We start from the raw sequence: 26,249 nt of genomic DNA, 5'->3' as shown, positions 1-26,249 counted from the left end.
GCGCCTCAGATCCGGTTGTTGGCGAAGCGCAGCGCCTCGATGGGCGAGGCGAAGCGCACCACCCGCACATTCTTGGAACCGCAGACGTCGCAGCGCAGGCGCGCGCCCTCCGGCGGCTCGGGCGCGGGAGAATCGGTGATGGCAGCAGGCGGCTTGCCGATGATGGAACGGCGGCGGCAGCGGGGACATTCAGCGCAGAGCATCGGGCGATGCTACACGAAATGCCGCGGAGAATAAGGCAGTCCCCTACTCCGCCATGCGATAGCCGATGCCCGGCTCCGTGAGGATGAGGGTCGGCGTTGCCGGCTCCACCTCCAGGCGCTGGCGCAACTGGCCCACATAGACGCGCAGATATTGCGTGTCGTCGAGATGGGCCGGCCCCCACACGGCCCCGAGAATCTGCCGGTGGGTCAGCACCCGGCCGGGATGGCGGGCGAGATAGACCAGAAGCTCGAACTCCTTGGGGGTCAGCTTGATTTCCTGCCCGTCGCGAGTGACGCGATGGCGCGGACGGTCGATCTCCAGTGGCCCCACCTTCAGCACCACATCCGCCGCGTGGGTGTCGCCGCCGCGCTGGCGCAAGGCGGCGCGGATGCGGGCCATGAGTTCGCCGACGCCGAAGGGCTTGTTGACGAAATCGTCCGCCCCGAGGTCCAAAGCCTCGATCTTCTCCGCCTCCCGGTCGCGGGCCGAGAGGACGATGATGGGCACCTGCGAGAACTGGCGCACGCGGCCGATCACCTCCTTGCCGTCCATGTCCGGCAGGCCAAGATCGAGCAGCACCGCATCCGGCGGATGTGTGGCGATGGCGCGCAGCGCGCCCGCCGCATCGTCCGCCCGGGCCACGCCATAGCCGGCAGCGGTGAGGGCGGGGCTGAGAAAGCGATGGATGGCGGGTTCGTCATCCACCACCAGAATGCGAATATCGGTCATGGGCCGGTGTCCGGTTCGACGGGCAGGCGGAAGGCGAGCCGGAGGCCGGAGGCGCGCCCCGGCGGCGGGCTTTCCGCCATGATGGTTCCGCCATGGGCCTCCACGATGCCCTTGGCGATGGCAAGTCCGAGCCCAGCCCCTTCCCCGCCATCGGCCCGGTCGGAGGCGGCACGCACGAATTTCTCGAAGACATGGCCAAGGAGGCCGGTGGGAATGCCGGGGCCGCTGTCCGTGACGGCGATCTCCACCTCATCCCCCACGCGTTCGGCCGAAACCTCGATGCTCGCGGAAGCGCCGGCATAGCGCACGGCATTGCCTACGATGTTGGCCAGCACCTGATTGAGCAGGATCTGATCCGCCCGCACCAGCGGCAGGTTCTCGCCGAGACGCACCGTCAGGTGCTGGATGGCCCCGCGCCGGCGGGCCGCAGCGACCGACTGGTTCACCACCTCGCCCACATCCACCCAGTCGCGGCGCAGATCGAGAGCGCCCGCCTCAAGCCGCGTCATGGAGAGGAGGTTGCGGACCATGCTGTCGAGATGGTCCGCCTCCTCGCGGATCTGCGAGAGCAGGTCGCGCCGCTGCTCGGGATCGATGCGGGCGCCGTATTCGATAAGGCTCGATGACGCGCCGAGGATGGAGGACAAGGGCGTGCGGAAATCGTGGCTGATGGAGGCGAGCAGGATGTTGCGCACCCGCTCCGCCTCCGCAGCGCTGCGCACGTCCGCCATCTCGCCGGCCAGCGCGGCGCGTTCCAGCGCCGAGGCGGTCTGGTCCGCCAGCGCATCGAGCAGCACGCGCCCTTCCGCATCGAGCGGCTCGCCCGAGAGCGCCTCGATGCCGATGACGCCGATGATGCCCTGCCGCGCCTTCAGCGGGATGAACAGCCACGGCACGCTCGGCAGCGTGGCGGTGCGCGCCCCCGCCGGCTCGCCATGCTCATAGGCCCAGCGGGCGGCGCTCAACGAGGCGGTGTCGAGCCGGTCTTCCGGCGGCCAGGCCGCGGCAATGTGGAGTTCACCCCGCGTGGAGGACAGGATGACGGCCGCCCGCGAGAGGATGGCGTGAATCTCCGAGGCCGCGCCAGCCGCCACCTCCGGCGCGTCCGCGAGGGAGGAGAGCTTGCGCGTGAAGTCATAGAGCCGCCGGCCTGCCTTCACGCGTTGGGCGCTGGCCTTCGCCTGCTCGCGCGCGCGCCCGGCGACGGCGGAGATGATGACGGCGATGACGAGGAAGATTACGAGCGCCAGCACCTCGTGTGGCCGCGCGATGGTGAAGGTATAGACGGGATCGATGAAGAAGAAATTGTAGGCGAGCGCCGACAGGAGCGAGGCGAACACAGCCGGCCACACGCCGAAGAACAGCGCCGGGATGAGCACCGCCAGCAGGAAGATCATCGAGACGTTGGGCAAGGCGACGTGCTTCGTCAGTTCCTCGCCCAGAAGGGTCGCGATGGAGACGGCCATGGCCGCCGCCACATAGCCGTCCAGCCCGCCCACAGGCGGCAGGCGGCGGCGGGGCGCGGTGCGCTCCCCTTCCTCGAAGGTCAGCACATGCACCGCGATGCCGTCCGCCTCGCGCACCAGCGCGTCCGCCAGCGTGCGCACGAACGGGCGCGACAGGCGCGAAGGCCGCGCGCGGGCGACCACGATCTGCGTGACATTCTCGAAACGCGCGACCTTGAGCAATTCTTCAACAAGATCGCTGCCCACCAGCGCCCGCGTCTCGGCACCCAGGCTTTCCGCCAGCCGGAGGGCCGCATCGGCCCTGGCGCGGGCCGTGGCATCGAGCGGATGGCCCGGCCGCTCCACCGTCACCGCCAGCCAGGGGGCATCCGCGAGATCGGCGAGGCGCTTGGCCTCGCGTACCACCTTCTGGGCGCTAGCATCGGGGCCGACGCAGACGAGGATGCGCTCGCCTGCCGCCCACGGCCCCTCGATGGCTCCGCCCTGCATGTGCTCGATGAGGTCACTGTCCACCCGCGCCGCCACCCGCCGCAGCGCAAGTTCGCGCAGAGCGGTGAGATTGGTGGGCTTGAAGAAGCGCTCGATGGCGCGGGCGGCGGTGTCCTGCACATAGACCCTGCCTTCGGCGAGCCGCTTCAGCAGTTCGTCCGGCGGCAGGTCCACCATCACCACCTCGTCCGCCTCCTGGATAGCGGTGTCCGGGACGGTTTCGCGCACGCGCACGCCGGTGATGCGCTGGACCACCTCGTTGAGACTTTCCAGATGCTGGATGTTCAGCGTGGTCCAGACGTCGATGCCGGCGTCCAGCAGGTCTTCCACATCCTGCCAGCGCTTGGGGTGGCGGCTGCCGGGCACGTTGGAATGGGCATATTCGTCCACAAGCAGCAGCTTCGGCCGGCGGGCCAGCGCGCCTTCGAGGTCGAATTCAGGGACGAGGCGGCCGCGATAATGGATCGGCCGGCGCGGCAGGACGGGAAGGCCCTCGAGCATGGCCTCGGTCTCGCGCCGGCCATGGGTCTCCACGATGCCCACCACCACGTCGAGGCCATCGGCCTTGGCGGCGCGGGCGGCCTGGAGCATGGCGTAGGTCTTGCCGACGCCGGGCGCGGCCCCAAGAAACACGCGCAGCTTGCCCTTGCCCTCCCGCTCGGCCATGGCGAGCAGGGCATCGGGTGATGCGCGCGGCTTGTCCTCCTGCCCCATGGGCTCCTCACGCTCGACGCGATTCCCTCGCCGCAGCGAGGGATTTGGATCTTATACGGCAAAGCGGGCTGCCGGGCGCCCGCCAAAGCCCTCTCCCGCAGGCGGGGACGGGAGCAGGTCGCGCCTGCGGCCTCGTTCCGCTCAACGCAAAGCCCTCCCCATGAGGGGGAGGGAGGAGGATAGAACGCTCTCCATCCTGCGATCCCCGACGCGTTCGGGGGCGCAAGCGCACGCGGCAAGGATCGCAGTCCCGAAGGCGGAGGCCGCCTATCCCCCTCCCCATCCCTCCCAAGCGGGAGGGAGATCGTCCGGCGGGGGAACCGGACTTATTTCAACGTGTCGAGGGCAAGGTTGAGCTTCAGCACGTTCACGCGCGGCTCGCCGAAGAGGCCGAGGTCGCGGCCCTCCACCAGCCCCGCCACCAGCGTCTGCACCTGCGTTTCCGGAAGGTTCCGCGCCTTGGCAACGCGCTCCACCTGCTCATAGGCGAAGGCGGGCGAGATGTGCGGGTCAAGGCCGCTGCCGGAGGTGGTCACCGCATCGGCCGCGATCAGGCCGGTGGCGCCGGCCTCGCGCAGGGCCGCCACATCGGCCGTGATGCGGTCCTTCAGCTTCTGCGAGGTGGGGGCGAGGTTGGAGCCGGAGGAATTGGCGGCATCATAGCCGGCATCTCCGGCCGCCGAGGGACGGGGATGGAAATAGCCATCCCCCGTCGTCTTCTGGCCGATGAGCAGCGAGCCCACCACCGTGCCGCCGCGCGTCACGAGGCTGCCGTTGGCGGCGGAGGGAAAGAGCGTCTGGCCGATGCCGGTGATGGCGAGCGGATAGGCGACGCCGGTCAGCAGGGTGAAGGCCACCAGAAGGGTGATGGCCGGGCGGATCTGGGACAGCATGGCTGGTCCTTCCGTTCAGGCGAGGTGCAAAGCGGTGACCGCCAGGTCCACCAGCTTGATGCCGATGAACGGGACGAGAATGCCGCCGAGCCCGTAGATGAGGAGGTTGCGGGTGAGCACGCTGGCGGCGCTGGCGGGCGTGTACTTCACGCCCTTCAGGGCCAGCGGGATCAGCGCGATGATGATGAGGGCGTTGAAGATCACCGCCGAGAGGATGGCGCTCTGGGGCGTGGAGAGCCCCATGACATTGAGCACGCCGAGCTCCGGAATCGCGGCGATGAACAGCGCCGGGATGATGGCAAAATACTTCGCGACATCATTGGCGATCGAGAAGGTGGTCAGCGAGCCGCGCGTCATGAGCAGTTGCTTGCCGATGCCCACGATCTCGATGAGCTTGGTGGGATCGCTGTCGAGATCCACCATGTTGCCGGCCTCGCGGGCCGCCTGCGTGCCGGTCTGCATGGCGACGCCCACATCCGCCTGGGCGAGCGCCGGCGCATCGTTGGTGCCGTCGCCGCACATGGCGACCAGCCGGCCGTTGCGCTGCTCGGTGCGGATGTAGTTCAGCTTGTCCTGCGGGGTCGCCTCGGCGATGAAGTCGTCGACGCCCGCCTCGGAAGCGATGGCGGCGGCGGTGATCGGATTGTCGCCGGTCACCATCACCGTGCGGATGCCCATGCGGCGCAGTTCCGCAAAGCGCTCCTTGATGTCCGGCTTCACCACGTCCTTGAGGTGGATGACGCCGATGAGGCGCCCGCCATCCGCAAGGCCGAGCGGCGTGCCGCCGGAGCGGGCGATGCGCTCCACCGCCGCATTGAAGTCCGCCGGCTCCAGCAGGCGCCCGCCCGACAGTTCGGAGGCGAAGCGGCGCACGCTGTCCACCGCGCCCTTGCGCAGTCGGCGCCCGCCGAGGTCCACGCCCGAGATGCGGGTGGCGGCCGAGAAGGCGACGAAATTGGCGTCCGCCGGCGCTTCGGTGATGTTCATGCCGAAGCGGTCCCGCGCCAGCGCCACGATGGAGCGGCCTTCCGCCGTATCGTCCGCCAGCGAGGCGAGGAGCGCGGCCTCGTAGGCCTCCTTCTCGCTCACGCCCGGCACCGGGATGATCTCGGTGGCCATGCGGTTGCCGAAGGTGATGGTGCCGGTCTTGTCGAGCAGCAGCGTGTCCACGTCGCCCGCCGCCTCCACCGCGCGGCCGGACATGGCCAGCACGTTGTGGCGCACGAGACGGTCCATGCCGGCGATGCCGATGGCCGAGAGCAGGCCGCCGATGGTGGTGGGGATGAGGGTGACGAGCAGCGCCACCAGCACGGGCACCGAAAGCTCCGTGCCGCCATAGAGGCCGAGGCCGTAGAGGGTGACGACGGTGATGAGGAAGATCAGCGTCATGCCCACCAGCAGGATGGTGAGGGCGATCTCGTTGGGCGTCTTCTGCCGCTCGGCGCCTTCCACCAGCGCGATCATGCGGTCGATGAAGGAGCTGCCCGGCGCAGCGGTGATGCGCACCACGATCTCGTCGGACACCACCGTCGTGCCGCCGGTCACCGCCGAGCGATCGCCGCCGCTCTCGCGGATCACGGGAGCGCTTTCGCCGGTGATCGCCGCCTCGTTCACGGAGGCGATGCCTTCCACGATCTCGCCATCGCCGGGGATAAGCTCTCCGGCGGTCACCACCACCAAGTCGCCCACCTTGAGGTCGAGGGCCGAGATCTTGGTGAAGCGCTCACGGTTGCGGATGTCGTCGAGCCGGCGGGCCAGCGTGTCGGTGCGGGCGCGCTTCAGGCTTTCGGCCTGCGCCCGGCCCCGCCCCTCGGCCACCGCCTCGGCAAAGTTGGCGAAGAGGACGGTGAACCAGAGCCAGGCCATGATCTGGCCGGTGAACAGCACCGGCTGGCCCGTCGCGAGATCACGGATGAACAGCACGGTGACGAGGGCGGCCACGGCCTCGGTGACGAAGATCACCGGGTTCTTGGCCAGCAGGCGCGGATCCAGCTTGCGGACCGCGTCGAGCGCGGCCCGGGCCAGGATGTCGGGAGTCGCGACGGAGGCGACGGCTTTGGTGGACATGGAATTCTCCTGCGCCGGGATCAGAAGGTCTTGCCCGCCAGCATCTGCACCTGCTCGGCGATGGGGCCGAGGGCGAAGGCCGGGAAGAACTGGAGACCGCCGAGGATGACGATGGTGCCGATGAGCAGGCCCACGAACAGCGGGCCATGGGTGGGGAAGGTGCCGCTGGAGGCGGCGAGCCGCGTCTTGGCTGCGAGCGAGCCGGCGATGGCCATCATCGGGACGATGTAGGCGAAGCGGCCGGCGAGCATGGAAAGGCCAAGCGTGCTGTTCCACCAGGGGGTGTTGGCGCTGAGCGAGGCAAAGGCCGAGCCGTTGTTGCCGGTGCCGGAGGCATAGGCATAGAGGATCTCGGACAGGCCATGCGGGCCGCCGTTCCCGACCGCCGCCAGCGGGCCGGGCAGTACCGCGGCGACCGCCGAGAAGCCGAGCACGAAGACGGGCAGCACGAGGCTTGCCAGAACGGCCATCTTCACTTCCTTGGCCTCGATCTTCTTGCCCAGATATTCCGGCGTGCGGCCCACCATGAGGCCGGCGACGAAGACGGCGATGATGGCCATGACCAGCATGCCGTAGAGGCCCGAGCCGACGCCGCCCGGCAGGATCTCGCCGAGCTTGATGAGCACGAGGGGAACAAGCCCGCCGATGGGGGTGAAGGAGCCGTGCATGGCGTTGACCGCGCCGCACGACAGGCCGGTAGTGACCGCAGCCCACAGCGCCGAGAGCGCGAGGCCGAAGCGGACCTCCTTGCCCTCCATGTTGCCGCCGGCCGGATCAAGACCCGCGCCGTGCAGGATGGGCGTGCCCGCCGCCTCCGCCCAATAGGCCACCGCAACGCCGGTGACGAGCAGGATCAGCATGGCCGCGAGGATGGCATGGCCCTGCCGCTTGTCGCCGATGAGCTGGCCGAAGGCGAAGACGATGCCCACCGAGATCACCAGCATCTGCCAGACCTGCAGCATGTTGGCGAGGGCGGAGGGATTCTCGAACGGATGGGCCGCGTTGGCGTTGAAGAAGCCGCCGCCATTGGTGCCGAGTTGCTTGATGGCGATCTGCGAGGCCACCGGGCCGATGGAGATGTTCTGCTGGGCACCATCGAGCGTGGTGGCGACCACCGAGCCGTCCAGCGTCTGGGGCACGCCCATGGCGACGAGGACGATGGCCGTCACCAGCGACAGCGGCAGCAGGATGTAGAGGGTCGAACGCGTGGTATCGACGAAGAAATTGCCAACCCCCTTCGCACCTGAGCGGGCAAAGCCCCGCACCAGCGCGATGGCCAGCGCAAGGCCCGTGGCCGCCGACAGGAAGTTCTGCACGGTGAGGCCGACCATCTGGCTGAAGTTGCTCATGGTGGTCTCGCCCGCATAGGCCTGCCAGTTCGTGTTGGTCACGAAGCTGACGGCCGTGTTGAAGGCGAGATCCGGCGAGAGACCAGCGAAGCCCTGGGGATTCCAGGGCAGGAAGTCCTGGAAGCGCAGAATGGCATAGAGCAGCACGGCGCCCGCGCCATTGAAGGCGAGCATCCCGAGCGTGTAGCCGATCCAGCTCTGGTCCGACTTCGGATCGACGCCGGCCACGCGATAGAGCCCGCGCTCAACTGGGCCGAGCACGGGCGACAGGAAGGTCCGCTCGCCCGCATAGACGCGGGCCATGAAGCGGCCGAGGGGGATCGCAGTCGCGATCACCACCGCAAACAGAACGATGATCTGGAGCCAGCCGTTGGCGGTCATGGCGATGGGTCTTTCGATTGGGAGCGCGGCCGGGCGCGCGTCAGAATTTCTCGGGGCGCACGAGCGCCGTGAGGAGATAAGCGGCGAGGCCGACCGTGACGGCGGCGCCGAGGATGAGATCGATCATCACACGCTCCTTCAGGCCTGCGCTGCCCAACGGGCATAGACCGCCATGAGGCCGAAGAAGACGAGGATGATCAGAAGGTACAGGACGTCTGCCATAGGGCACCTCTCTTGCGGGGGCCAAGCTACGTCCGGTGGTGGTAAGCGCGAGATGGGGAATGCGGCGCTGCGGTATAAAAAGCCCATAAGAGCGATGCCGCCGGCCCATGCGGAGCAAGGCTCACGCCCATAAGGACATTGCGGCGGAATGAGGCGGCAGGCGCTGAAAACGGCAATGGCCGGGATTGCTCCCGGCCATTGGGTATCGTCGTTCAATGCCGATCAGGGACCGGATGTGGCCGGGCGAGGCAGGCCCCGTCCGCCACATGGCCATATCAGGCCGCGTTCAGATCCTGCACGAAGCGCTCCACCACGGTGCGCAGGTCGGCCGCCTGACCGGACAGGTTCTGCGACAGCGACAGGAGCTGCTGCGACGCCGCGCCGGTGACCTGCGCCGAGCGGCCCACGCCCTCGATATTCTCCGTCACCTGCTGGGTGCCGGACGCCGCCCGCTGGCAGTTCTCGGCGATCTCGCCGGTGGCCGCGCCCTGCTGCTCCACCGCGCTGGCAATGGAGGAGGAGATGGACTTGATGTCGGTGACCACCCGCACGATCTCGCTCATGGAGGAGACGGTGCCGTTGGTCGCCTGCTGGATCTCGTTGATCTTGGTGGAGATCTCGGTCGTGGCCTTGGCGGTCTGCCCGGCCAGTTCCTTCACCTCGGAGGCCACCACCGCGAAGCCCTTGCCGGCTTCGCCGGCGCGGGCCGCCTCGATGGTGGCATTGAGCGCCAGAAGGTTGGTCTGATCGGCGATACCCTTGATGAGGTTGAGCACATCGCCGATGGCCGCCGCCGCATTGGTCAGATCGACGATGCGGGCGTTGGAGGATTCGGCCTCGCGGAAGGCCACGTCCGCCACGTCGGCCGAATGGCTGACCTGCTGCGTGATTTCGCTGACCGATGCCGCCAGTTCCTCGGAGGAGGCCGCAACCGTCTGCACATTGGTCGCCGCCTCTTCCGCCGCATGGGCCACATGCTGGGCCTGGCGGGAGGTCTCCTCCGCGGTGGAGGAGAGATTGCGGGCCGAATCCGCCACCTCCTGCGAGGAGCTGGCAAAGCCGGAGGCAAGCTGCTGCATGCGGGAGACGAAGTCCTCCGCCAGCGCCTGACGGCGGGCGAGCACGCGGCGCTCGTCTTCCTCGCGGGCCGCCTGGGCTTCGCGGGTCAGGTGGGCTTCATGCAGCGCCTCGCGGAGCACTTCCACCGACTGGGCCATGTCGCCCACCTCGTCGCCGCGCCCGCGGTGCGGCACGTTGACATCGGTCGAACCCTGAGCGAGCTGGCCGATCACGCCGGAAATGTCGCGCACCGGGGTGGCGATGGCGCGGGAGAGCAGGAAGGCGATGATCGCGCTGGCAGCGACCAGGACGACGACGAGCACCAGGGTGATGGTGTTGGAGCTGCTGAGCTGGTCATAGGCCTGCTTGGCGGTCAGGTCGTTCTGCTTGGCCAGGAAGCCAGCCGCCTTGCCGTTCGTCTCCGCATAGAGACGGGCGCCGGCATCGACGTCCTTCATCACCGCGACCATCTCGGGAGCGGTGGCGGCGACGCCCTGCTTCTTCAGGTCGTTCATCTTCACCGCCGCGTCGCGGAAGCCGACCACCGCCGCGCGGAAGTCGTCCATGAGCCGCACGGCCTCGGCGGAGGGCTTGAGCGCCAGCGCCTTCTTGTAGATGTCGTCGAAGTTCCGGAAGGCGGTGTCGCGCCCGCTGAGATAGCTTGGCTCGCCGGTCGCCATATAGGACCAGGCCATCACGCGGCCCTGCCGGACCTCTAGGAATGCGTCTTTCATGGTGATGACGGTGTCCGCAGCCGCGTCGGACGCCCTCATCGCCGCCTCGATCTGCCGGCTGGACACCGTGAGCCAGATCGCGTTCAGGAGCATCAGGGCAACCACCACCCCGAAGCCCAGTAACAACTTCGTCCTGATCTTCAGCCCGCTCAGCATGACAGCCTCCAACAAACGTTGACTCGGCTATCGGGCACCAGGCTTGCTTCAGGCTTACCGCACTGCACGATGAAGCCGTACAGGTCTCTTATTTCCAAGGTCGATTTACAAACAGACGCGCTTATAAATACGTGAACGCCCTGAGCTTAAAGCAAAAAACGCCCGGATAGCCCCGGGCGCGTACATGCACGGCCTGCCACATCACTGTGACGCGGCGCGCGACAACTTTAGCTGCGACCGTTCAGCTGTCCTTGCGGCTCCGGGCAAGCCGGAGGCGGGCGCGGGCGGTCTCCGCGCGATCCGTCTCGGCCTGTTCGCGGGCCTCGCGCAGCGCCTTCAGCCGCGCCATCTTGGCGCGGACGGCCTCGGCCTCCTGTTCGACGCGGGAAGAGCTCTCGCTCGCCCCCCGCGCGAACACCGCCTCGGCGCGCGCCTTCACATCATCTCGTTCCATCTCGCATCCATGTGCAGAGGGTCATTGGGGCAAAACCCGACTCAAGGGCGTGCACCCTCGAAGATAGGAGCTTGTGCCGTCGGGGGACACAAGATCAGATGTATTAAAATACCAGAAACATCCACCATGAATGACCCGTCAGGTGTTATAGCATTTTTCTGCAATCGCGGCGCGTATTTTCAACGTACGGTCAGATTTCCTTCGGGATGCGCCTGAAAAAGCCGTTGCCCGCTGTGGAGCGGTTGACCAAAGACTGCTTTGATTGATCGTTGCAGTTATCGCGTCAGCTATGAAATCTCGCTCCAAGACAGTGTTCTGGTTCAAGATCACGGGCGTCACCCTGGCTTTGCTGATGCTGCTGGGGATCGGCGTGTGCCGCGGGTTTCGCACAGTGGCGCAAGTTGAGCGGCCGCTTTTCGAAGTGCACGTCTCCCCCGCCGATGCCTGCGAGGCGGTGCGTCGGAAGGTGATCGAACAACTGGACGGAAAGCATCCCGTCAGCCGCTCCGGCTGTCCCGGCGCAAAATCGTCCGTCTGGCACGATCCGGCCAATCACGTCTTCATCATCGTCGACCAGATGGATGTGCAGGATCAGAGCGGCACACCCTCCGCGGTGCGCTTCCAGGCCACCGCCCGTTACACGGTCGCAGAGGACGGCCGGGTCCATTGGACCACCATCTCCGTGACCGGACGATGACCTGACGGCGGGAGCCGCCCCACGCTTCCGCAAATTTCCCCGGATATGGATGCAAATCCGGACGATCGTTGTCGGGCTGGAAGGGCTTCCGGTTTCGCCGCAGCGCGGGGTGTGCGGATATAGGTGCGGGCAGTCTCTTCATCACTTGCCTCGGCTGGGCGGCGCTCCATCCCCTCGTTTCGCGTCTCCGCCGCCCAGCCGACCTTTCTTGCCCAGGCGTGGCCGCCAGGACACGCAGCACGCGTGCCTGAATTATATGCGCGCCTGCCGCGAATCATCGCTTGCCATACACAGGTACGGTCGCCAAGCTGCTCCCTCATTCACCCGAGGGGACGGGCATGGCGATAACTCTTGGCTCGCAGACCGTTGCAGCACCGAAGTTCCGGGTGCGCGCCGCTCATGTGGCCATCGTGTCGCTTGCCCTTGCTGCGGCGGCTCTCGTGGCGGAGCGCTCCGGCAGGACCGCACACCCCTTCTCCGCGCCTCTCTTCGAGATCAAGGTTTCCGCCCGTGACGCCTGCAACGTGCTGCATGCGCGCATGGTTCGGGTCACCGGTGACGCCAACACCCCCGCCTTCACCGACTGCCCCGGCCGCACCACCATGGTCTGGCATGATCCCACGACCCGCACTTTCGTGGTGCGGGATCAATATGCAAATCCCGAGGGCAGCGGCGCTCCGGCCGTGCTGCGCCATCTCGGCCGCGCGGAATATGTGGTGCGCGCGAATGGCGCCCTTGTCTGGACCAGCACCTCCGTCAGCCGCATCCTGGCCGAGGGCGACGAGGCCGAATGAGCCTTGCACCCCACAGGAACAGCCGCAGGCTCAAAAGCCTCAAGCGGGATCACTTTCAAAGGCGCGGGTGCCCTTCCTCCTATTTCAAGATGCCGCCGATGTAGCCCAGGCCCGGCTTCTTGATCGAATTCAGGACGTCGCTCCACGAGCCACCCGCCACGGCATCGAGTTCGCTGTCCGCAAGCGGCTGAAGATGTTCAGAACTGGCCATGCCGGCAACAGTCAGGTCTGCGGCCGTGATCCTATAGCCTTCTGCATTGAGCACGGACGCCGCCATATGGACGTCGGCGGCTGGCAACCGGGCCAGCCGAGCCGTCAGTTCAGGGTTTGTCGCAAGATCTGCGATCAGGCGCTCGAGTTCCGTCATGGCCAGGGTCATCTCCACGAAACGGGCGCTCCCGCTTGTCCAGGAAGCACCCATGCCGCTGTATGCCATGCGGCGCGCAGCCGGGCGGCACCCGACCCGCTTTGTTTCACGCGCGGGCGCGCGACTGGAACGGAGGTGCGTTCGAAAGCGGCGCCATCCGGCGCCGGCGGTGCGAACTGAAAGGGGAGAAGGCCGGATCAAGGCTTGGCTGGCGACCCCGGCAGGGCTCGAACCTGCGACCTAGTGCTTAGAAGAAATGGCCTCGACGCATTTTGTACTGCCTTTTCAATGGGCACGGTTCCCAATGCGGACGGGGCATCGGCGGCCAGCTGGCCGCCCTGACGCTGGGTTTGGGAACCACTTCCGCGCTCCTGATCTGCTGACGCGACACCACAGCTACTCCTTTCCACGCCCGACCCTGACCACCCAGACGTAGTCGTTCGTACCGATGCTCCTGTTCGGAAGCGGCTTAATGTCGAGGTCGGGAAAATAGACACCGCAGAAGGGCTGCTTGCGCCTGAGGTTCGCCGGTCGACCGTAGGGACAGGCCACCTTGTCCAGCACGGTCTCTATATCGGCCTCCGGGCCCAGCCGATGCGCCAGCCGGGCCAGCCGATAGTGGCGGACGTGCCGCGAGCAGAATTTGCAGCGCACCGTCACCACGGCATAGGGATAGTCGACGAGGCGTGAGACCACCTTGCCCCACACGCTTCACGCCTTCTTTTCGACTGCCGTCTGTGTCGCAAAGGGCAAACGCACGTAGCCGCGCGAAACCTGCAACTGCAAGACCGCGATGCACCGGAGGCAGTCGCTGATGGCGGCACGCGCGTCTCCGCCATGTGCGGCCAGCAGCTCATCGATATCGTCGTCATCCCCGACAAAAGCGCTCTCGTCCGTGCGAACCGCTTCGCTCGGCATGGTCACCTCCATGGCTGTTTCGCCATATCGATTCCATGAGAACAAAAATAGAACAAGAAGGAAATTTTTCCTCCACAGGCCGACCGCCAGCGTCCCGCCCGCCGACGCCGCTTGCCCTGCCGGCCATCGGCGCTATCGTGTCGCCACGCGCGAGTTGGTGCGAGGAGAAGACACATGAAGGCCCTGATTGCCGCTGCTCTCCTGATGACCTTTTCCGTGCCGGTGATGGCCGACACATGCGTCGCGAATGCTGACGCCAAAAAGCTCACCGGCGCGGCCCGTACCAGCTTCCTGACCAAATGTCAGAAGGATGCCCAAGCCGCGTGCGATGCGCAGGCGGCCGACAAGAAGATCTACGGCGCGGCTAAGACGAGCTTCACCAAGAAATGCGTGAACGACGCCGTCGGCTCCTCAGCGAACTGACTGGTCCGGAGCAGACGCCCTGGACGGCCCGTGATGCGCCCTTGTGGAAGCGCATCACGGCGAACGGATTCTATCTCGCCATCAGCCTGGGCATCATCGGGCTGCAACTCTATGCCGTCTGGCAGGCGCTGTTCGGAAATTGAGACGCGGCGGCCATGTCGGCGAGTGCCGAAACGGTAGATGCAATACGGCCGCCGCTGTTGGGCGGCGGCCGCACGTTTAATGGCAGCGCCCTATAACTTGAGCCGTAACTCCAGCTTCAGCGCCTCCAGAGCGGTGTCGACGCTCATAGGTGGCGTGTTGGGCGGGAGCGGCGGGATATCGAGCGGCTTGTTGTGACGCACATCCTCGCGCATGTGCCGCTCCAGCTCGACCAGTGCCATGCACATAATGTATTGCAAGGTATCAAGCTCTAGCTCTCGGGCAGCGCGGGCGCAGTCGATTATATCGATCCTGAAAACGCGATATAGGTTCTCATCCATATCCACCTCCTAGTTTGAGGAGGCTGCGATCTTCATTGATTTATATTTCATTAAGAAATGTTTTCATGATTCATTATGAAGCATATTCAGCGATTATATGAAATATTATTGGAAATTGCCTGGATGCACTGGTTTTGTCCGGCGTGGTCGGTGGTGGTGAATGCACCACGCGAAGTGCGCCAGCGACCGCCGAAGCTGATGCGTGTAACTGCCAACACGCGAACGATGGGCACATGATTGACCCGAGGCGACGATGGGCCGTGACGGTGCGCCAGCCGCGATCTAGCCTTGCCCGACCACCGGGAGGGCAAAGGCGCCAATGTGCAACCTCTATTCGCTCACGAAGGGCCAGCGGGCCATTGCCGAACTGGCGCGCGCCATGCGCGACATGACAGGCAATCTGCCGCCCCTGCCCGGCATCTTCCCGGACTACATGGCCCCAATCGTCCGCACTGCACCGGATGGTGTCCGCGAACTCGCCATGGCGCGGTGGGGCATGCCCTCTTCACAGAAGGCGCTGCTGGACGCGGCGACGAAGCGCGCACAGAAGCTTGAGGCCAAGGGCAAGCCGGTGGCGGATTTCAAGACGCTGCTGCGGATGGAGCCGGACAGCGGCACCACGAATATCCGCAACACCAGTTCCGCCCACTGGAAGCGATGGCTCGGCCCGGCGAACCGGTGCCTGGTGCCGTTCACCAGCTTCTCCGAGTTCAACAGGGATCACGGCGGAGATGTGTGGTTCGCCCTCGGTGAAGACCGCCCCCTCGCCTTCTTCGCCGGCATCTGGGTGCAGAGCTGGACCAGCGTCCGGAAGATGAAGGAAGGCGAGGTCACCTCGGACCTCTTCGGCTTCCTCACGTGCGAACCGACGGAGCCTGTGGCGTCCGTTCACCCCAAGGCCATGCCGGTGATCCTGACCGAGCCGGCGGAGTGGGAGGTGTGGATGTCGGGGCCATGGGATGAGGCAAGGGCACTACAGCGCCCCTTGCCTTCTGGCCTGCTCACCATCGTCGCTCGCGGCCGCAAGTCGGATGGAGAAGATGCGGCAGGATTATCCAGGTAGCGAAGGCACTACACCGCGCAACGAAAGAGGTCTCGTAGACAAGCGCCACTCGGCCCATAGGCCATGCCGCCCCGCAGGTTGGTCGAGACCTGCCATTCCTCCCCACACTCCGACCAATCCGTGCTATTGACAACTTCATAGGCATTACGGCACCACTCCGCGGGGAGGGAGCCGTGAAACGTCCAATTCGCAAAATCGCGCAGCAGCCCAGCTTCAAAAAAAAGCGGCTTCGAAGGGACACTAACGGGCTGGATCTTGAATCCTTAGCGGCCAAAGCCACATACAGGCTGAGCGATTACCACTGCCCTGACGATAACGGAAGACCCCCCAAGCCAAGACGAAAGCCTGCTAGCCACTGCCCGGATTTTCGAGACCGGAAATCGGCGATCTCTGCAGTGCGTCAAGCGATCAGGCTTGGATACATCTCAGACCGCTTCACGCGCGGTGGCGAGTATCCGATGCATATTTGGTACAAGGCCGGTGCCGTATGGTATGAAGGCAAAACTGAGAATGGCAGCCCAGGCGCATATCACGGGTATCCCATTAACGAGATCGCGCTCCCTGACGGCTTAGGATAATGACCACGTTCGGACTTCGCCGCGAATGGATTACACAGCCCAACATCCGCACGGAGTTGGACGCGACTTTTGCTGACCTAATTATCGAGGTCGGTGGAGTAAATATCACAAAGTTCAGCGGCGATTATGACGCCCCGTCGGAATCCATTGCGCTCCCAGTTTATGGCATCGCCGAATGGCTCGCGGAGAATTGGTGGAGTCTGCTTTGGGAGCCAAAGAAGAACGAAGACCGCGGCGATAGCCGTCAATTTAAGTATCGGCATTCGCTTTTGGCGGCACAACAAGGCTTTGCGCTTCCCGACCTCACCATCATTCCAAACGGGGACAACATTATACTCAAGGCGAGATCTGCATACAATAGCTTCGCCGAAGTGAAGTTTTCGCAAGCCGCAACCTGCCTCGCTCCGCGAGCAGATATAGAACGAGTGCTGCGCGCATTTGTGGCAGATACGGTCGACCGACTTAATTCTCTCAACATAAAAGAAACCGACCTCCATGAACTATGGAGCAACATCGTAGAAACGTCGGACGAAGAGCATTTATTCTGCAAATTAACAGGTGCACTAGGCCTGTCGCCGTACAGTGCGAGCGACAAGTTCGCTGAAAAACTCGAGAAAATGCTGGAGCAATTAGGCGAAAGCTTGCTTTTTGATTTATGTTTAGCATCTACCTATGAGGAGTTCGACGGCGCCGCTGAACAAGCGGTTGCGGCGAAGCTCAATAACTATAGCTCACTGGCAGATCTTGCCTCGTTGTCCGCGATTGAGCCGCCCGCTGAAGACCTTTCCCTTCCTGCTTGGCAAATTGGAGTAAATGCCGCCAAACGAGTAAGGGACAGACTCAATATCAGCGATACCGATCCGTTGGGCGGGCGCAAATTCCTAGATCTTCTCCGAGTTGACGTTCACTCACCTATCGCGGCCGCTCCAATTGACACCGACGATGCACCGGTTCTAGGAGTCGTATTAAAAGACGGGAATGACGCTCGCATAGGGCTGTTGCAGCCGCACGAGCGCCAGAGGAGATTCTCTGCCACAAGAGGTACATACTTGGCTTGGACCGGCAGGCGGATGCATGATGCTCGTTTAATGACTTGGGCCGTAACTAGAGATCAGCAGGCGAGCCGCGCATTTGCTGCGGAGATGACAGCTCCACGTGCATATCTCCGAAATGTGCTTCGCAATCGGAGTAAGAACAGAGAGGAGATCATCTCTGAGACGGCCGCTACTCTTGGGGTTAGTGAAGGGGTTATTGTGAAGCAGGCCGAGAACAACGGAATCATATAACTTCGCACATCAGGCGGAAGCACCGACTCAAGGCAACGTCTCCGATGGAATCTGGTCGGCAATAGTCCAGTGCCTCGGGTGGTGGTCTGCGAATAGATCCCTAAGATGTGTGAAGGTGCCTTCCAGCTCGTCGATCAGATCTGCCATGGGCGACAGCGGCGGACGGTCATCGATCATAATGCCGCGGAATCGCGCGTCGAGCAGGATGCCCGCGCACGCGATGATGCTCGCTAAATGTGGCACGCCCGTCTTTTCATCCGCCCATTCCCCACCGCTAAACTTGGCTTGATGCCGCTTCATCGCGCCAAGGTAGACCGACGCGCGCACGCCCGCGGCTGCCCAATTGTTTGCTCCATACTTCAGCATGCCTTCGGCGAAGGCGAGAGAGGCAAAGGCGAGCACGGAGTCGGGGACCAAGTGGAGCGGCAACTTTCTGCCGGCAATGGCATCCTTGGGGTTCGTCGGCTTCTCGTTCATGCTGCCTCGCTGGGAATCGGAAGGTTGACGCGGTGGCGGCCGATCTCGCCGCGGGTGCGATGGAAGGTGATGGCGGTGAGGCTGCGGCCGGCCCGCCAGTCGCCGCCATGGGCGTGGGCGTCCTTGGCGGCCGGCGACTGGAAGCTCTCCACCCGCACGGCTCCCACCTCCCGCGCCGTCTCGTGGTGGATGTGACCGAAGAAGACGTGGCGGAAGAGGGTTGCGCCCCAATCCTCCGGCCGGTCAGCGGCGAGCATCATGGCCATGCGGTCGGGCTTCATGGTGTGGCCATGGGTGGCGCCGAGCAGCACGCGACCGAGACGGGCGGAGACCTGCCCCACCATGTCCAGCGCCACCCGGGCGTCGGCGCGCAGCACCTTGGGCCAGCGCCCGTCCACGTCGAGGATGTGACCCGACTTCGGCGTCATGGCCGTGCGGTCGTTCGAGTGGAAATAGTCACCCAGCCCCAGCACCACGGCATGCCGGCTCGGCCGCGACTGTGCCACCAGGTCCGCGACGGCCGAGCGCACCAGATCGCAGGCGATGCCGAGATCATAGCGCTCGCCCGTCTCCCGGCCCCACGCCAGCATCCCGATGTGGAGATCCGGCAAAGCATAGACGGTGAGGAGGTCATCCTCGCATTCCGCCGGCGGCGCATGCGTCACGGGCGCCGCGGCCCGGTGCTCGGCGAGGGCCTCCCGCAGCGCCTCGCCCATGCGCTCCGGGCTCATCCCCTCCCGCGTCTTGGTCCATTTCAGGATCACCCGCCCCTCGGGATCGCTGAGGGTGCTCAATCCCTTGAGCACCTGCCCGGCGGAAATCTCCGAGGGCTCGCCCGCCGCGGGGCGCTGCTCGACGGTCTCGCCGCGCACGGTGCCGTCCGGCCCGTAACGGACCGAGGTTTTCTTGATGGCGAAGCCCGGAAGCACGGGCTTCGTGCCCATGAAGCCCCGCTCCGTGGCGCGCTTGACATGGTGCTGGAAGGTGGAGCGGCTCATGCCGGCCGCCCTGGCCGCCGCGCGCTCGGAGCCGTGCTTGGCCATGAGCTGGGCCGCCTTGCGCAGGGCGGCATCCGACAGGCGCGGCATCATGGCAGGATCTTCCGCGCGAGCGCGCCGAGCTCGGTCTTGAAGCTCAGGACGAGCCACCAGATGCCGCCGGCAAGGGTGGTGGCGGCGAGGCCGGCAAGCGCCGCAACGGCCCCCACCTTGTCCCGGAACAGCTTCAGGCCGGCGATATCGCTCGCCTGCCGGTCCTGCCGCGCCTCGATGGCATCCACCTTGTCGCCGATGCGCTCGTGCAGGGCATCGAGCTTGCGCAGCATCTGCCGCCGATCCTCGGCGGCCTCGCGCACCACATTGTTCATAACGCGGTCCAGCGCATCCTGCCGGTCCCGCACCGCATCGAGCCCTGCGGACAACTCGCCCACCGCCCGGTGGATCTCCGCATCCCCTGCCCCGGTCATGTCCGGCCTCTCCATGGTGGTGATGCCGCCGGCAGTTCGGCCCGCCGGCGGCGGGCATCAGGCCGCCGCGCGGCGCGCGAGCAGGGTGGAGATGATGCGGTAGGCGGGCGGCACGAGCGCGATCACCGCGCCGGCGACGGCCTGCCAGGTGGCATCGTCGCCGATTCCGCGCGCCGCAAGGGCCGTGCCCAGCATGGACACGCCATAGCGGACGAGCTGGGGCCACAGGGGCTCCAGGGCCGCAGGCTTGGGCAACTGCTGCGACAGGGCATCGGCAACCTTGCCGGCATCGGCCGGCGACAGGGGCACATCGGCGCGCGCGGCGACAGCCGCCGCCGCGCCCTGCAAGGCGGTGGTGAGCAGATCAGACATTGGATCCTCGGTGTCAGGATTGCCCGGCAGGCCCGGCCGGGCGCGGGATCACGCGGCGCGGGGCGGCTTGGCGGGTGTGAGCCGCGCGGTGAGGACGGCCAGCGTCGCCGGCCCGGCGATGCCGTCAGCCTTGAGGCCGTTACGCTGCTGGAAGTCCTTGATGGCCGCCGTCGTCTTGGGCCCCTGCTTGCCGTCCACGAGCAGCCCATAGCCGAGGAGGTTGAGGCGGGCCTGCGTGTCGCGCGTCACGTCGTCCGTGCCGGCCGCCTGCCACACATCGCCGGTGCCGATGACGGCCCAGACCTTGTCGAGCCAGGCGACCCGGTCGGCATAGCCGTTGTAGCCGCCATTGATGACGCGGGTGATCTGGCGGATGTCGCCGCGATCCGCGAGGGCGTTGCAGTTGCCCCGCGCCCACTCGGCGAGCGCAGGCTTGAGAGCGTGCTCCGGCTCGGTCACCGCCCCCGGATCGACCTCGAAGAGATCGCCAAGGCCGGCGCGCTCGGACATCTCCCGATGCTGCCCCCGGCCGGTGGTCTGAAGCAGACCGTTGCCCCTATAGATCCAGCCGTCGCCCGCGCGGGTGTTGCCGAGCTGGTTGGCCATGGTGGGGTTGCCCAGGCCATAGACGCGGTCGAAGAGTGCCCGGCCGTCCCCGGCGAGCCGTTTCGCCTCGGCCGCGGTGACGGCGGCGCTGTGAATGCCCTGTCCGAAGATCTCCACGATGCGCGCCGCGCTATACGCGCCGCTCTCCCGAACGATGGCGAGGCCGCCGGTTTCGTGCAGCACCTGCGCCAGCAGATGGGCCAGACGCAGCGGCGTGTTGATGCCGCCGGCCTTCAGCTGATCCTCGCCGGCCTCGAAGGCGGCGAGATATTCCATCCGCGCGCCGGGCGCGACCCGTCGCACGATGTCGATTGCTCGCATCGGTCAGTTCTCCAGATTGTCGGGATTATTCGCGCCCTATCGGCGCAGGAGGCGTTTCAGGACTCGCCGGAAGGCGGTATTATTTGATTGACTCGGCCGACCTTCTCTCCCCCATCCCCGAAGGCAGGCCGGGCTTGGCTGGGCGGGCATCCATTTCCCGATGTCCGCCCAGCCTCAGGCGGCGGCGCGGGCTTCTAGGGCGGTGATGCGCGCGGCCTGTCGAGCCAGCTCGCGGCGCAGCCAGGCGGTCTCAAGCACGAGCGCTTCCTCGTAGCGCAGGCCAAGGCGTTCGGATGTGTCGCCGTCGATCTCAACCTCGGCGTCGTACTCCTCCATCACCGGGATGGCGTGCGTCATGGGCTCCATGCGCCCCTTCTCACCGGCAACGGTCTCCTCGCCCTTCGGATCGGGACGGAACACCATCACCGGTGTTCCATCGGCTCGAACGACAGGCTCAATCGTCTGGCGGGGGATGGAAACTTGCCGGACCTCCTCCACCAAGGTGGGAACGCCGCCGATGATGTGAACCACCTCCTCAACCTGCTCGATGATGTCCACGGCCGGGCGCTCGCGCTTCTCCGTGACCTTCACCTTCTCGGTGACGGTGTCGGCACAGAACAGCGCGTAGCGGCGCGCGTCGAGGCCGCGAGCGGTGAACGCGGCTTCAACTTCCTGGGCAATCCAGCCGGAGTGCATGCGGGCGGCGGCCGCCCCCTTCTCAGCTATTGCGTCGAGAAACTGGTAGGCGCTGGCGCGAACATCACCCCAGGCGTCGAGCTCCTGATCCGTGAAGGCGCCACGGACCAACTTGAAGCGGATGTCAGAGGTGTTGATCGCGGCGGTGATCGCATAGACGGTGCCCCAGCGAAGAGAGGCCCCTCCAAGGTTGCGAGCGCCGCCGTCAACGTTGGGATACAGCGTGGCGCCGGCAAATATCCCGGTCACCGATGCACCAACGCGCGTAATGTCCATGACGACGCCGGGGCTCGCGTAAGTATCAGTCAGCGCCCGGAGTGTCAGAATGGCGCCGTCCGCCGAGATATTCCAATCCCAGAACTTCTGATCTGCAGCGCCGTTGCTGCGGTAAAGCTGCATGATCGGCGGGTTTGTAGCGTTGACCTCAAGGCGGAGCGGACACGCTCCACCAACCGGGGTTGAATGGATGGCCGCTTGGGGATTGATTTCCCCCACTCCGAGCTTGCCCGCGACGCTGACGAGATCGCCCTGCAACGAAATGCGGCGCACGCCATCGGCGGACGTGACACCGCCCACGTGCAGGAAATTGTGGGCGCTGTTTCCGTCGAGACCGGGGAACCCGCCGATCCACCCGTTTGTGTATTGAGTGCCATCTGCCTTCTGAAACCAGATCGCCGTGGTGGCGATCGTGCCCCGGACGTCCGCGCGATAGCTGATGATTCCTCCGGACGTTCCGACGCCGAGGGAACCATTGGTGGTCCAGAAATTCCCCGTCGTCTTGTCCACGGAGAACACGCGCGGCATGGCGGCATCGGCCGCGCCGGTGCCACCCACGAACAGGGACGGGTTGCCGGCGCCATCGTCGCGCAGCGCCATGCGCATGACGCTGTTGTCGAGATAGAGGCCGATCATCGGCGCCGCCGCGAGCCCGCGGTTGGCCACGGCCTGGAGATAGCCGACAATGGCGGCGGTCTCGATCCACGTCGTGCGATAGACCTCGTAGCTCAGGCCGTTCGCCGTGGCGCCGCCATAGGGCGGCACGGCGACCACCTGCGTGGGGCTGTTCACCGCCACGATGAGCCCCACATAGTTGCCGATGCGGATGAAGTGGCCCGCCAGCACCGAGAACTTGGTCATGCTGGCATCGGCCCAGGCCGTCGAGGTGCCGTTGATGGTCCCGCTGCCGCTGGTGACCGACACCGTGCCGGAGATGTATCTGTCGATCTGAGGCATGAGGGCTCCTATTTGCCGGTGGCGACGACGCCGACCTTTGCGAAGATGCTTCCGCCAACGCCGGGATCCGTGTCGAAGCGCACCTGAGCCTCGACGTTGACGTGGCCACTTCCGCCGACGGTGTAGAAAAAGAAGTCGTTCATGATGTCACCGGTCTGCGAGAGCTTCGGAATGGCCTGCGCCTGGAAGATCTGCGAGTTGTAGACTTCGGCTCCATTCACCAGCACGCGGACATAAGTGGTGCCGCCCGCGGTGCCGTTGGTGCTGTTCGCCAGGGTGGCGCCCGCGCGGATGTCCACGCGCACGAAGACGATGCCGTTGCGCGGGGCGACCGTGAGAGGCATGCCGCTGCCCACCGTCATCCAGCCGGAGGAGCCCGAGCCGATGGCGAGGTTGCCTGCGGTCGAGGCCATCCCGGTGAGCGGCGTGGCGTCATTGATCGCCTGCGCATAGACGGTGCCGCCGACGAGGAGGTTGCCGTTGATGCGCGTGTTGCCGCCCAGATAGAAGAAGCCGCTGTCATAGGCGAAGACGGGCGTCAGATAACCGTCCGTGGCCGAGCGCAGGTAGAAGGCCTGCGCGTCGATGATGACGCGGCTGGTGCCGCCGGACATGGCATCGATCCGCAGGCCCGAGCTGATCGCCCCGGCATTGAGGATGATGCGATAGGTGGCCGCCGCCCCGTCGGCACCGGCCGCCAGCGCGATGCCCCATTGCCCCTGCGCGGTGGCGCCATTGGCGACGGCCGCGACGGTGGTGATCTGCGAGGCCAGAGCCCCATCGCCATTGATGCGGGCCGTCTGCTCTTCCGAGACGGCGGCGGCGCGGGCGTTGCTTTCGCCGGCCACGATGGTCTGGGCATAGGATGCCGACGCAGCATCCCCGCTCACGCGGGCCGAGGCTTCGCTTGCCACCTGCGCCTGCCGGGCGCTGGTCTCGGCCGTAAGCGTTGTGGAGAGGCTGGCGATGGCCTCGCCATTGCTGACGGTCGCCGTCTGCACCTCGGAGATGCTGGCGGAGCTCACCGCGAGCTGCTTCTTCAGCGCGGTCAGGTCATCCCCGCGCTGCGCTGCCTCGATGAACAGGGCCACGGTGGCGGCATCCGCGTTCTGGATGTCCTGCACGAACAGGTCATCGGCCCGCCGGGCGGTGGTGGCGCCCGGTTCCACCAGCGCATCCACCTGCGACTGCACATAGGCGATGTTGGCGCCGAGCTGGGCCGTCATGGTGGTGATGGTGCTGGTCAGCGCCTGATCCGCATTGGCGCGGGTGGTCTCCTCGGTCTGGAGATCCGCAGCCACGCCGGCGATGGCGGCGTTGAGATTGACCTGCGTCTGCGCGAGCGCCGCCGTCAGCTCGGACTGCACCTGATCGATGCGCTCGATGCCGGCGCCGATGGGGTTGAGACCGGCCGCCACGTCGGCCCGCAGTTTCGCCGTGGCGCGGGCCTGCACCTCGTCGTGCGCCGCCGCGTCGAACACCTGCGACACGAGGCCGATGACCGCGCTGTCGAGATTGCGCCAGAGGGCTTCGTCGAACTGCTGGCGCAGCAGGGCGTCCATTGCGTCATTGGTGACGACGCCGGGCCGCACCGCCTCGGTGACGGTGGAGACGAGCGCGCGGTTGACGATGACCTCGACCGTGTTGCTGGCGGTGGTGGCGACGGGTGAGATGTCGACCACCCGGCGGGGGCTCGTCAGCGGCGTAATGCGCACCTGATAGAACTCGCCGCCGAGGATGCCGGCGGTGATGGTGGCGGAGCCCGCCCGCGTCTCCGCCTCGCCGGCCATGTAGCTCTGCCAGGGGGCATCGCCGACACGGCGATATTCGATCTGGAGGCCATAGACGGTGGGATCGGTGATGGGCTGCCAGGTGACGCGGATGCCGGGCACCTGCGTGCCGTCGATGCCGTTGACCTGGGCGATCTCCACATGGATGCCCACCACCACCGTGGTGCCGGCGCCGCCGGACGGCAGGTCGGTGGGGTTCTCCGGATCCTGCTCATCCTCCGGGCCCCAGCCATAAACGGCGCCGTCGATCTCGCGCACCCCCACGGTGACCGAACCGGACGCCGTGGGGGTGCGGGCCTCGACGCGGAACACGCGGGTGTCATAGCCGAACTTGGCGCTGCTCCAGGTGATCCAGTCGCCGGCCTCCAGCACCTCGCCGCAGCGGCGCCGCAGGGTACCCTTGTGGCTGATCTGCCGGCGCGCGAGGCGGCGGAAGATCTCCATGCAGCGCTGGCCCTGCGACTGGGAGCGCACATAGGAGAGGTCATAGCTGGCGCTGCGGCGGAAACCGCCGTCCGCCTCCTCATCCGCGCTGCTGTAGCGGGTGGGCAGGGCCGTGATCTCGTAGAGGGCCTCGGGCGAGGCCCAGGAGCCGGTGACCTCGCTCACCACCTCGTCGAAGGGCCGATGCCGTGAGCCTGTGAGCTCGGTGCCCACCTCGAAATCATCGTCGGTGATGTGCAGCACCGGCACCTGCGCCACGCCCGGGAAACACGAATACTGCCCGGAGAGGTCCGGCAGGCTGCCGGCGCAGGCTGTCGAGAATTTATTGAGCACATCCCCCCAGGGCTCATCGGCGTCGATGATGGCCGCCACGCGATAGCGCGGCTCCCATGTGCCCGCCCGCGTCTGTACCTGCTCATCACAAGCGGCAGCGGCGGCATAAAAATCCGAGAGGTTGATCTCGGAGGCCTCAAGGCCGACGCCGAACCACTTGTCGCCGCCCACATAGATGCCGCGCAGGAAGTTGTAGCGGGCGACCTCGAGATTGTCAGCGAAGACATAGGTCTCGGGCTGGCCCCAGCGCATGGGGCCGCTGCCGCCCGGATTGGTGTCGTCCTGCCGCGGATCGTAGAGCTTCGCGCCGCGGATCAGCCATTTGAAGGTGGGGAGCGAGCCGCCCCACACATCCGGATTATAGACGATGCGGACCTTGACATAGGCGCAGCCGCGCAGGCGGTGCGCGGCGGTCCACTGGCCACCGGAATTGGCAATGACCTCGGGATCCGCCTCCTGATCCGCCCGGCCCTTGTAGAGCCGGAAGGACAGCATGGAGACGCCGTACTTGTCCGAGAACTCGGGAACGTCCTGCCAGCCCGCCGCATCGAGGTGCATGGAGATGGCGCGGTCGTTGACCCACACCATCTGGAGGCTGTCGATCTCGTGGTCAGCCAGCGCGATGACGAGGGTGATGTTCTCGTTCTGCGGCCCGTCCTTGCAGAAGTAATGCAGGCTGCCGGCCACCAGCCGCTCGCCCAGCACCAGCGTGCGCGGCCGGTCGGAATCGATGGAGAGATCGAGCGTGACCGCGGAGGATGCGGCGCTCGCGCCCTTCTGTTTCTTCCCCAGGGCGCGGGAGAGATAGGAGGCGCCGAGCGCCAGCCCCGCATTCACCAGAAAGGTGCCGGCGGCGCCCATGGCGGACACGGCGCCGCCCACGGCGGTGACGGCCGCGACGATGGGCGTGACGACGGGATCGGCATGCGCCGGCGTCCCCGCGATGACGGCCACCGCGAGGGCCAGAAGCCAGATTGTCAGGGGCAT

At 66.0% G+C, this 26,249-nt stretch carries 25 protein-coding genes; 5 read left to right on the top strand and 20 right to left on the bottom strand.

The genetic code is table 11. The features are described from left to right. Nucleotides 1-5 precede the first annotated feature (5 nt). From DFO45_RS11550 to DFO45_RS11510, 9 genes are all read right to left on the bottom strand, one after another. Nucleotides 6-203, bottom strand: a complete 198-nt coding sequence (locus DFO45_RS11550) for a hypothetical protein (RefSeq protein WP_043879076.1) — start codon at nucleotides 201-203, stop codon at nucleotides 6-8. A gap of 43 nt (nucleotides 204-246) precedes the next feature. Then, nucleotides 247-933, bottom strand: coding sequence for a response regulator transcription factor (locus tag DFO45_RS11545; protein ID WP_012170097.1), 687 nt, complete (start codon nucleotides 931-933; stop codon nucleotides 247-249). Next, the gene (locus tag DFO45_RS11540) at nucleotides 930-3,602 is read right to left on the bottom strand and encodes a sensor histidine kinase KdpD (protein ID WP_133864992.1); all 2,673 of its coding nucleotides are present in this window, start codon (nucleotides 3,600-3,602) and stop codon (nucleotides 930-932) included. Before DFO45_RS11540 ends, DFO45_RS11545 begins: the two co-directional genes overlap by 4 nt. Nucleotides 3,603-3,928: 326 nt before the next feature. Beyond that, complete coding sequence (kdpC, locus tag DFO45_RS11535) at nucleotides 3,929-4,495, bottom strand: K(+)-transporting ATPase subunit C (protein WP_133864991.1); 567 nt, start codon at nucleotides 4,493-4,495, stop codon at nucleotides 3,929-3,931. Nucleotides 4,496-4,510: 15 nt separating this feature from the next. Then, nucleotides 4,511-6,562, bottom strand: coding sequence for a potassium-transporting ATPase subunit KdpB (gene kdpB / locus DFO45_RS11530; RefSeq protein WP_133864990.1), 2,052 nt, complete (start codon nucleotides 6,560-6,562; stop codon nucleotides 4,511-4,513). Nucleotides 6,563-6,582: 20 nt separating this feature from the next. Beyond that, nucleotides 6,583-8,292: a potassium-transporting ATPase subunit KdpA gene (kdpA, locus tag DFO45_RS11525; protein WP_133864989.1), complete on the bottom strand. Its 1,710-nt coding sequence runs from the start codon at nucleotides 8,290-8,292 to the stop codon at nucleotides 6,583-6,585. Between the two features lie 40 nt (nucleotides 8,293-8,332). Beyond that, the gene (kdpF, locus tag DFO45_RS11520) at nucleotides 8,333-8,419 is read right to left on the bottom strand and encodes a K(+)-transporting ATPase subunit F (protein WP_070097002.1); all 87 of its coding nucleotides are present in this window, start codon (nucleotides 8,417-8,419) and stop codon (nucleotides 8,333-8,335) included. A gap of 370 nt (nucleotides 8,420-8,789) precedes the next feature. After that, entirely contained in the window at nucleotides 8,790-10,463 is a 1,674-nt protein-coding gene (locus tag DFO45_RS11515; RefSeq protein WP_133864987.1) for a HAMP domain-containing methyl-accepting chemotaxis protein, read from the bottom strand. A 241-nt stretch (nucleotides 10,464-10,704) separates the two neighbouring features. Continuing rightward, complete coding sequence (locus tag DFO45_RS11510; RefSeq protein ID WP_133864986.1) at nucleotides 10,705-10,917, bottom strand: hypothetical protein; 213 nt, start codon at nucleotides 10,915-10,917, stop codon at nucleotides 10,705-10,707. Between the two features lie 262 nt (nucleotides 10,918-11,179). Here DFO45_RS11510 and DFO45_RS11505 point away from each other — a divergent pair, with 262 nt between their 5' ends. Continuing rightward, nucleotides 11,180-11,614: a hypothetical protein gene (locus DFO45_RS11505; RefSeq protein WP_133864985.1), complete on the top strand. Its 435-nt coding sequence runs from the start codon at nucleotides 11,180-11,182 to the stop codon at nucleotides 11,612-11,614. A 338-nt stretch (nucleotides 11,615-11,952) separates the two neighbouring features. Beyond that, nucleotides 11,953-12,408 carry a hypothetical protein gene (locus tag DFO45_RS11500; protein ID WP_133864984.1) on the top strand — a complete coding sequence of 152 codons (456 nt, stop codon included), beginning with the start codon at nucleotides 11,953-11,955 and terminating at the stop codon, nucleotides 12,406-12,408. Between the two features lie 79 nt (nucleotides 12,409-12,487). Here the strand turns inward: DFO45_RS11500 and DFO45_RS11495 are convergent, their stop codons facing one another. The 3 genes from DFO45_RS11495 to DFO45_RS11485 all read right to left on the bottom strand — a co-directional run bounded on the left by DFO45_RS11495 (nucleotide 12,488) and on the right by DFO45_RS11485 (nucleotide 13,693). Next, nucleotides 12,488-12,793: a hypothetical protein gene (locus DFO45_RS11495; RefSeq protein WP_166657106.1), complete on the bottom strand. Its 306-nt coding sequence runs from the start codon at nucleotides 12,791-12,793 to the stop codon at nucleotides 12,488-12,490. Nucleotides 12,794-13,171: 378 nt separating this feature from the next. Further along, on the bottom strand, nucleotides 13,172-13,483 hold the full coding sequence (locus DFO45_RS11490) for a hypothetical protein (protein WP_133864982.1): 312 nt from the start codon (nucleotides 13,481-13,483) through the stop codon (nucleotides 13,172-13,174). A gap of 3 nt (nucleotides 13,484-13,486) precedes the next feature. Further along, nucleotides 13,487-13,693, bottom strand: coding sequence for a hypothetical protein (locus DFO45_RS11485; RefSeq protein WP_133864981.1), 207 nt, complete (start codon nucleotides 13,691-13,693; stop codon nucleotides 13,487-13,489). Nucleotides 13,694-13,867: 174 nt separating this feature from the next. Between DFO45_RS11485 and DFO45_RS11480 the strand changes: the two genes are divergently transcribed. Next, nucleotides 13,868-14,116 (top strand): hypothetical protein, encoded by a 249-nt coding sequence (locus DFO45_RS11480; protein WP_133864980.1) that lies wholly within the window; start codon nucleotides 13,868-13,870, stop codon nucleotides 14,114-14,116. A gap of 233 nt (nucleotides 14,117-14,349) precedes the next feature. Here DFO45_RS11480 and DFO45_RS11470 read toward each other — a convergent pair whose 3' ends face one another. Next, nucleotides 14,350-14,598: a hypothetical protein gene (locus DFO45_RS11470; protein WP_133864978.1), complete on the bottom strand. Its 249-nt coding sequence runs from the start codon at nucleotides 14,596-14,598 to the stop codon at nucleotides 14,350-14,352. Between the two features lie 319 nt (nucleotides 14,599-14,917). Between DFO45_RS11470 and DFO45_RS11465 the strand changes: the two genes are divergently transcribed. Both DFO45_RS11465 and DFO45_RS11460 read left to right on the top strand, forming a co-directional pair. Next, nucleotides 14,918-15,661: an SOS response-associated peptidase family protein gene (locus DFO45_RS11465; RefSeq protein WP_133864977.1), complete on the top strand. Its 744-nt coding sequence runs from the start codon at nucleotides 14,918-14,920 to the stop codon at nucleotides 15,659-15,661. A gap of 577 nt (nucleotides 15,662-16,238) precedes the next feature. Beyond that, nucleotides 16,239-17,525, top strand: a complete 1,287-nt coding sequence (locus DFO45_RS11460) for a hypothetical protein (RefSeq protein ID WP_133864976.1) — start codon at nucleotides 16,239-16,241, stop codon at nucleotides 17,523-17,525. Between the two features lie 27 nt (nucleotides 17,526-17,552). Here the strand turns inward: DFO45_RS11460 and DFO45_RS11455 are convergent, their stop codons facing one another. From DFO45_RS11455 to DFO45_RS11425, 7 genes are all read right to left on the bottom strand, one after another. Further along, nucleotides 17,553-18,002 (bottom strand): dATP/dGTP diphosphohydrolase domain-containing protein, encoded by a 450-nt coding sequence (locus DFO45_RS11455; RefSeq protein WP_133864975.1) that lies wholly within the window; start codon nucleotides 18,000-18,002, stop codon nucleotides 17,553-17,555. Next, complete coding sequence (locus tag DFO45_RS11450) at nucleotides 17,999-19,093, bottom strand: hypothetical protein (protein ID WP_133864974.1); 1,095 nt, start codon at nucleotides 19,091-19,093, stop codon at nucleotides 17,999-18,001. The genes DFO45_RS11455 and DFO45_RS11450 overlap by 4 nt, the downstream gene beginning before the upstream one ends. Beyond that, the gene (locus DFO45_RS11445; RefSeq protein WP_133864973.1) at nucleotides 19,090-19,467 is read right to left on the bottom strand and encodes a hypothetical protein; all 378 of its coding nucleotides are present in this window, start codon (nucleotides 19,465-19,467) and stop codon (nucleotides 19,090-19,092) included. The genes DFO45_RS11450 and DFO45_RS11445 overlap by 4 nt, the downstream gene beginning before the upstream one ends. A gap of 57 nt (nucleotides 19,468-19,524) precedes the next feature. Beyond that, nucleotides 19,525-19,839, bottom strand: a complete 315-nt coding sequence (locus DFO45_RS11440) for a hypothetical protein (protein ID WP_133864972.1) — start codon at nucleotides 19,837-19,839, stop codon at nucleotides 19,525-19,527. Nucleotides 19,840-19,887: 48 nt separating this feature from the next. After that, nucleotides 19,888-20,766, bottom strand: a complete 879-nt coding sequence (locus DFO45_RS11435) for a peptidoglycan-binding protein (RefSeq protein WP_133864971.1) — start codon at nucleotides 20,764-20,766, stop codon at nucleotides 19,888-19,890. A 174-nt stretch (nucleotides 20,767-20,940) separates the two neighbouring features. Continuing rightward, nucleotides 20,941-22,695 carry a tail fiber domain-containing protein gene (locus tag DFO45_RS11430; protein WP_133864970.1) on the bottom strand — a complete coding sequence of 585 codons (1,755 nt, stop codon included), beginning with the start codon at nucleotides 22,693-22,695 and terminating at the stop codon, nucleotides 20,941-20,943. A gap of 8 nt (nucleotides 22,696-22,703) precedes the next feature. After that, on the bottom strand, nucleotides 22,704-26,249 hold the full coding sequence (locus DFO45_RS11425; protein WP_133864969.1) for a hypothetical protein: 3,546 nt from the start codon (nucleotides 26,247-26,249) through the stop codon (nucleotides 22,704-22,706).

Source organism: Azorhizobium sp. AG788, from assembly GCF_004364705.1.
Taxonomy (GTDB): domain Bacteria; phylum Pseudomonadota; class Alphaproteobacteria; order Rhizobiales; family Xanthobacteraceae; genus Azorhizobium; species Azorhizobium caulinodans.
This window is presented reverse-complemented; position numbering and strand designations above follow the sequence as displayed.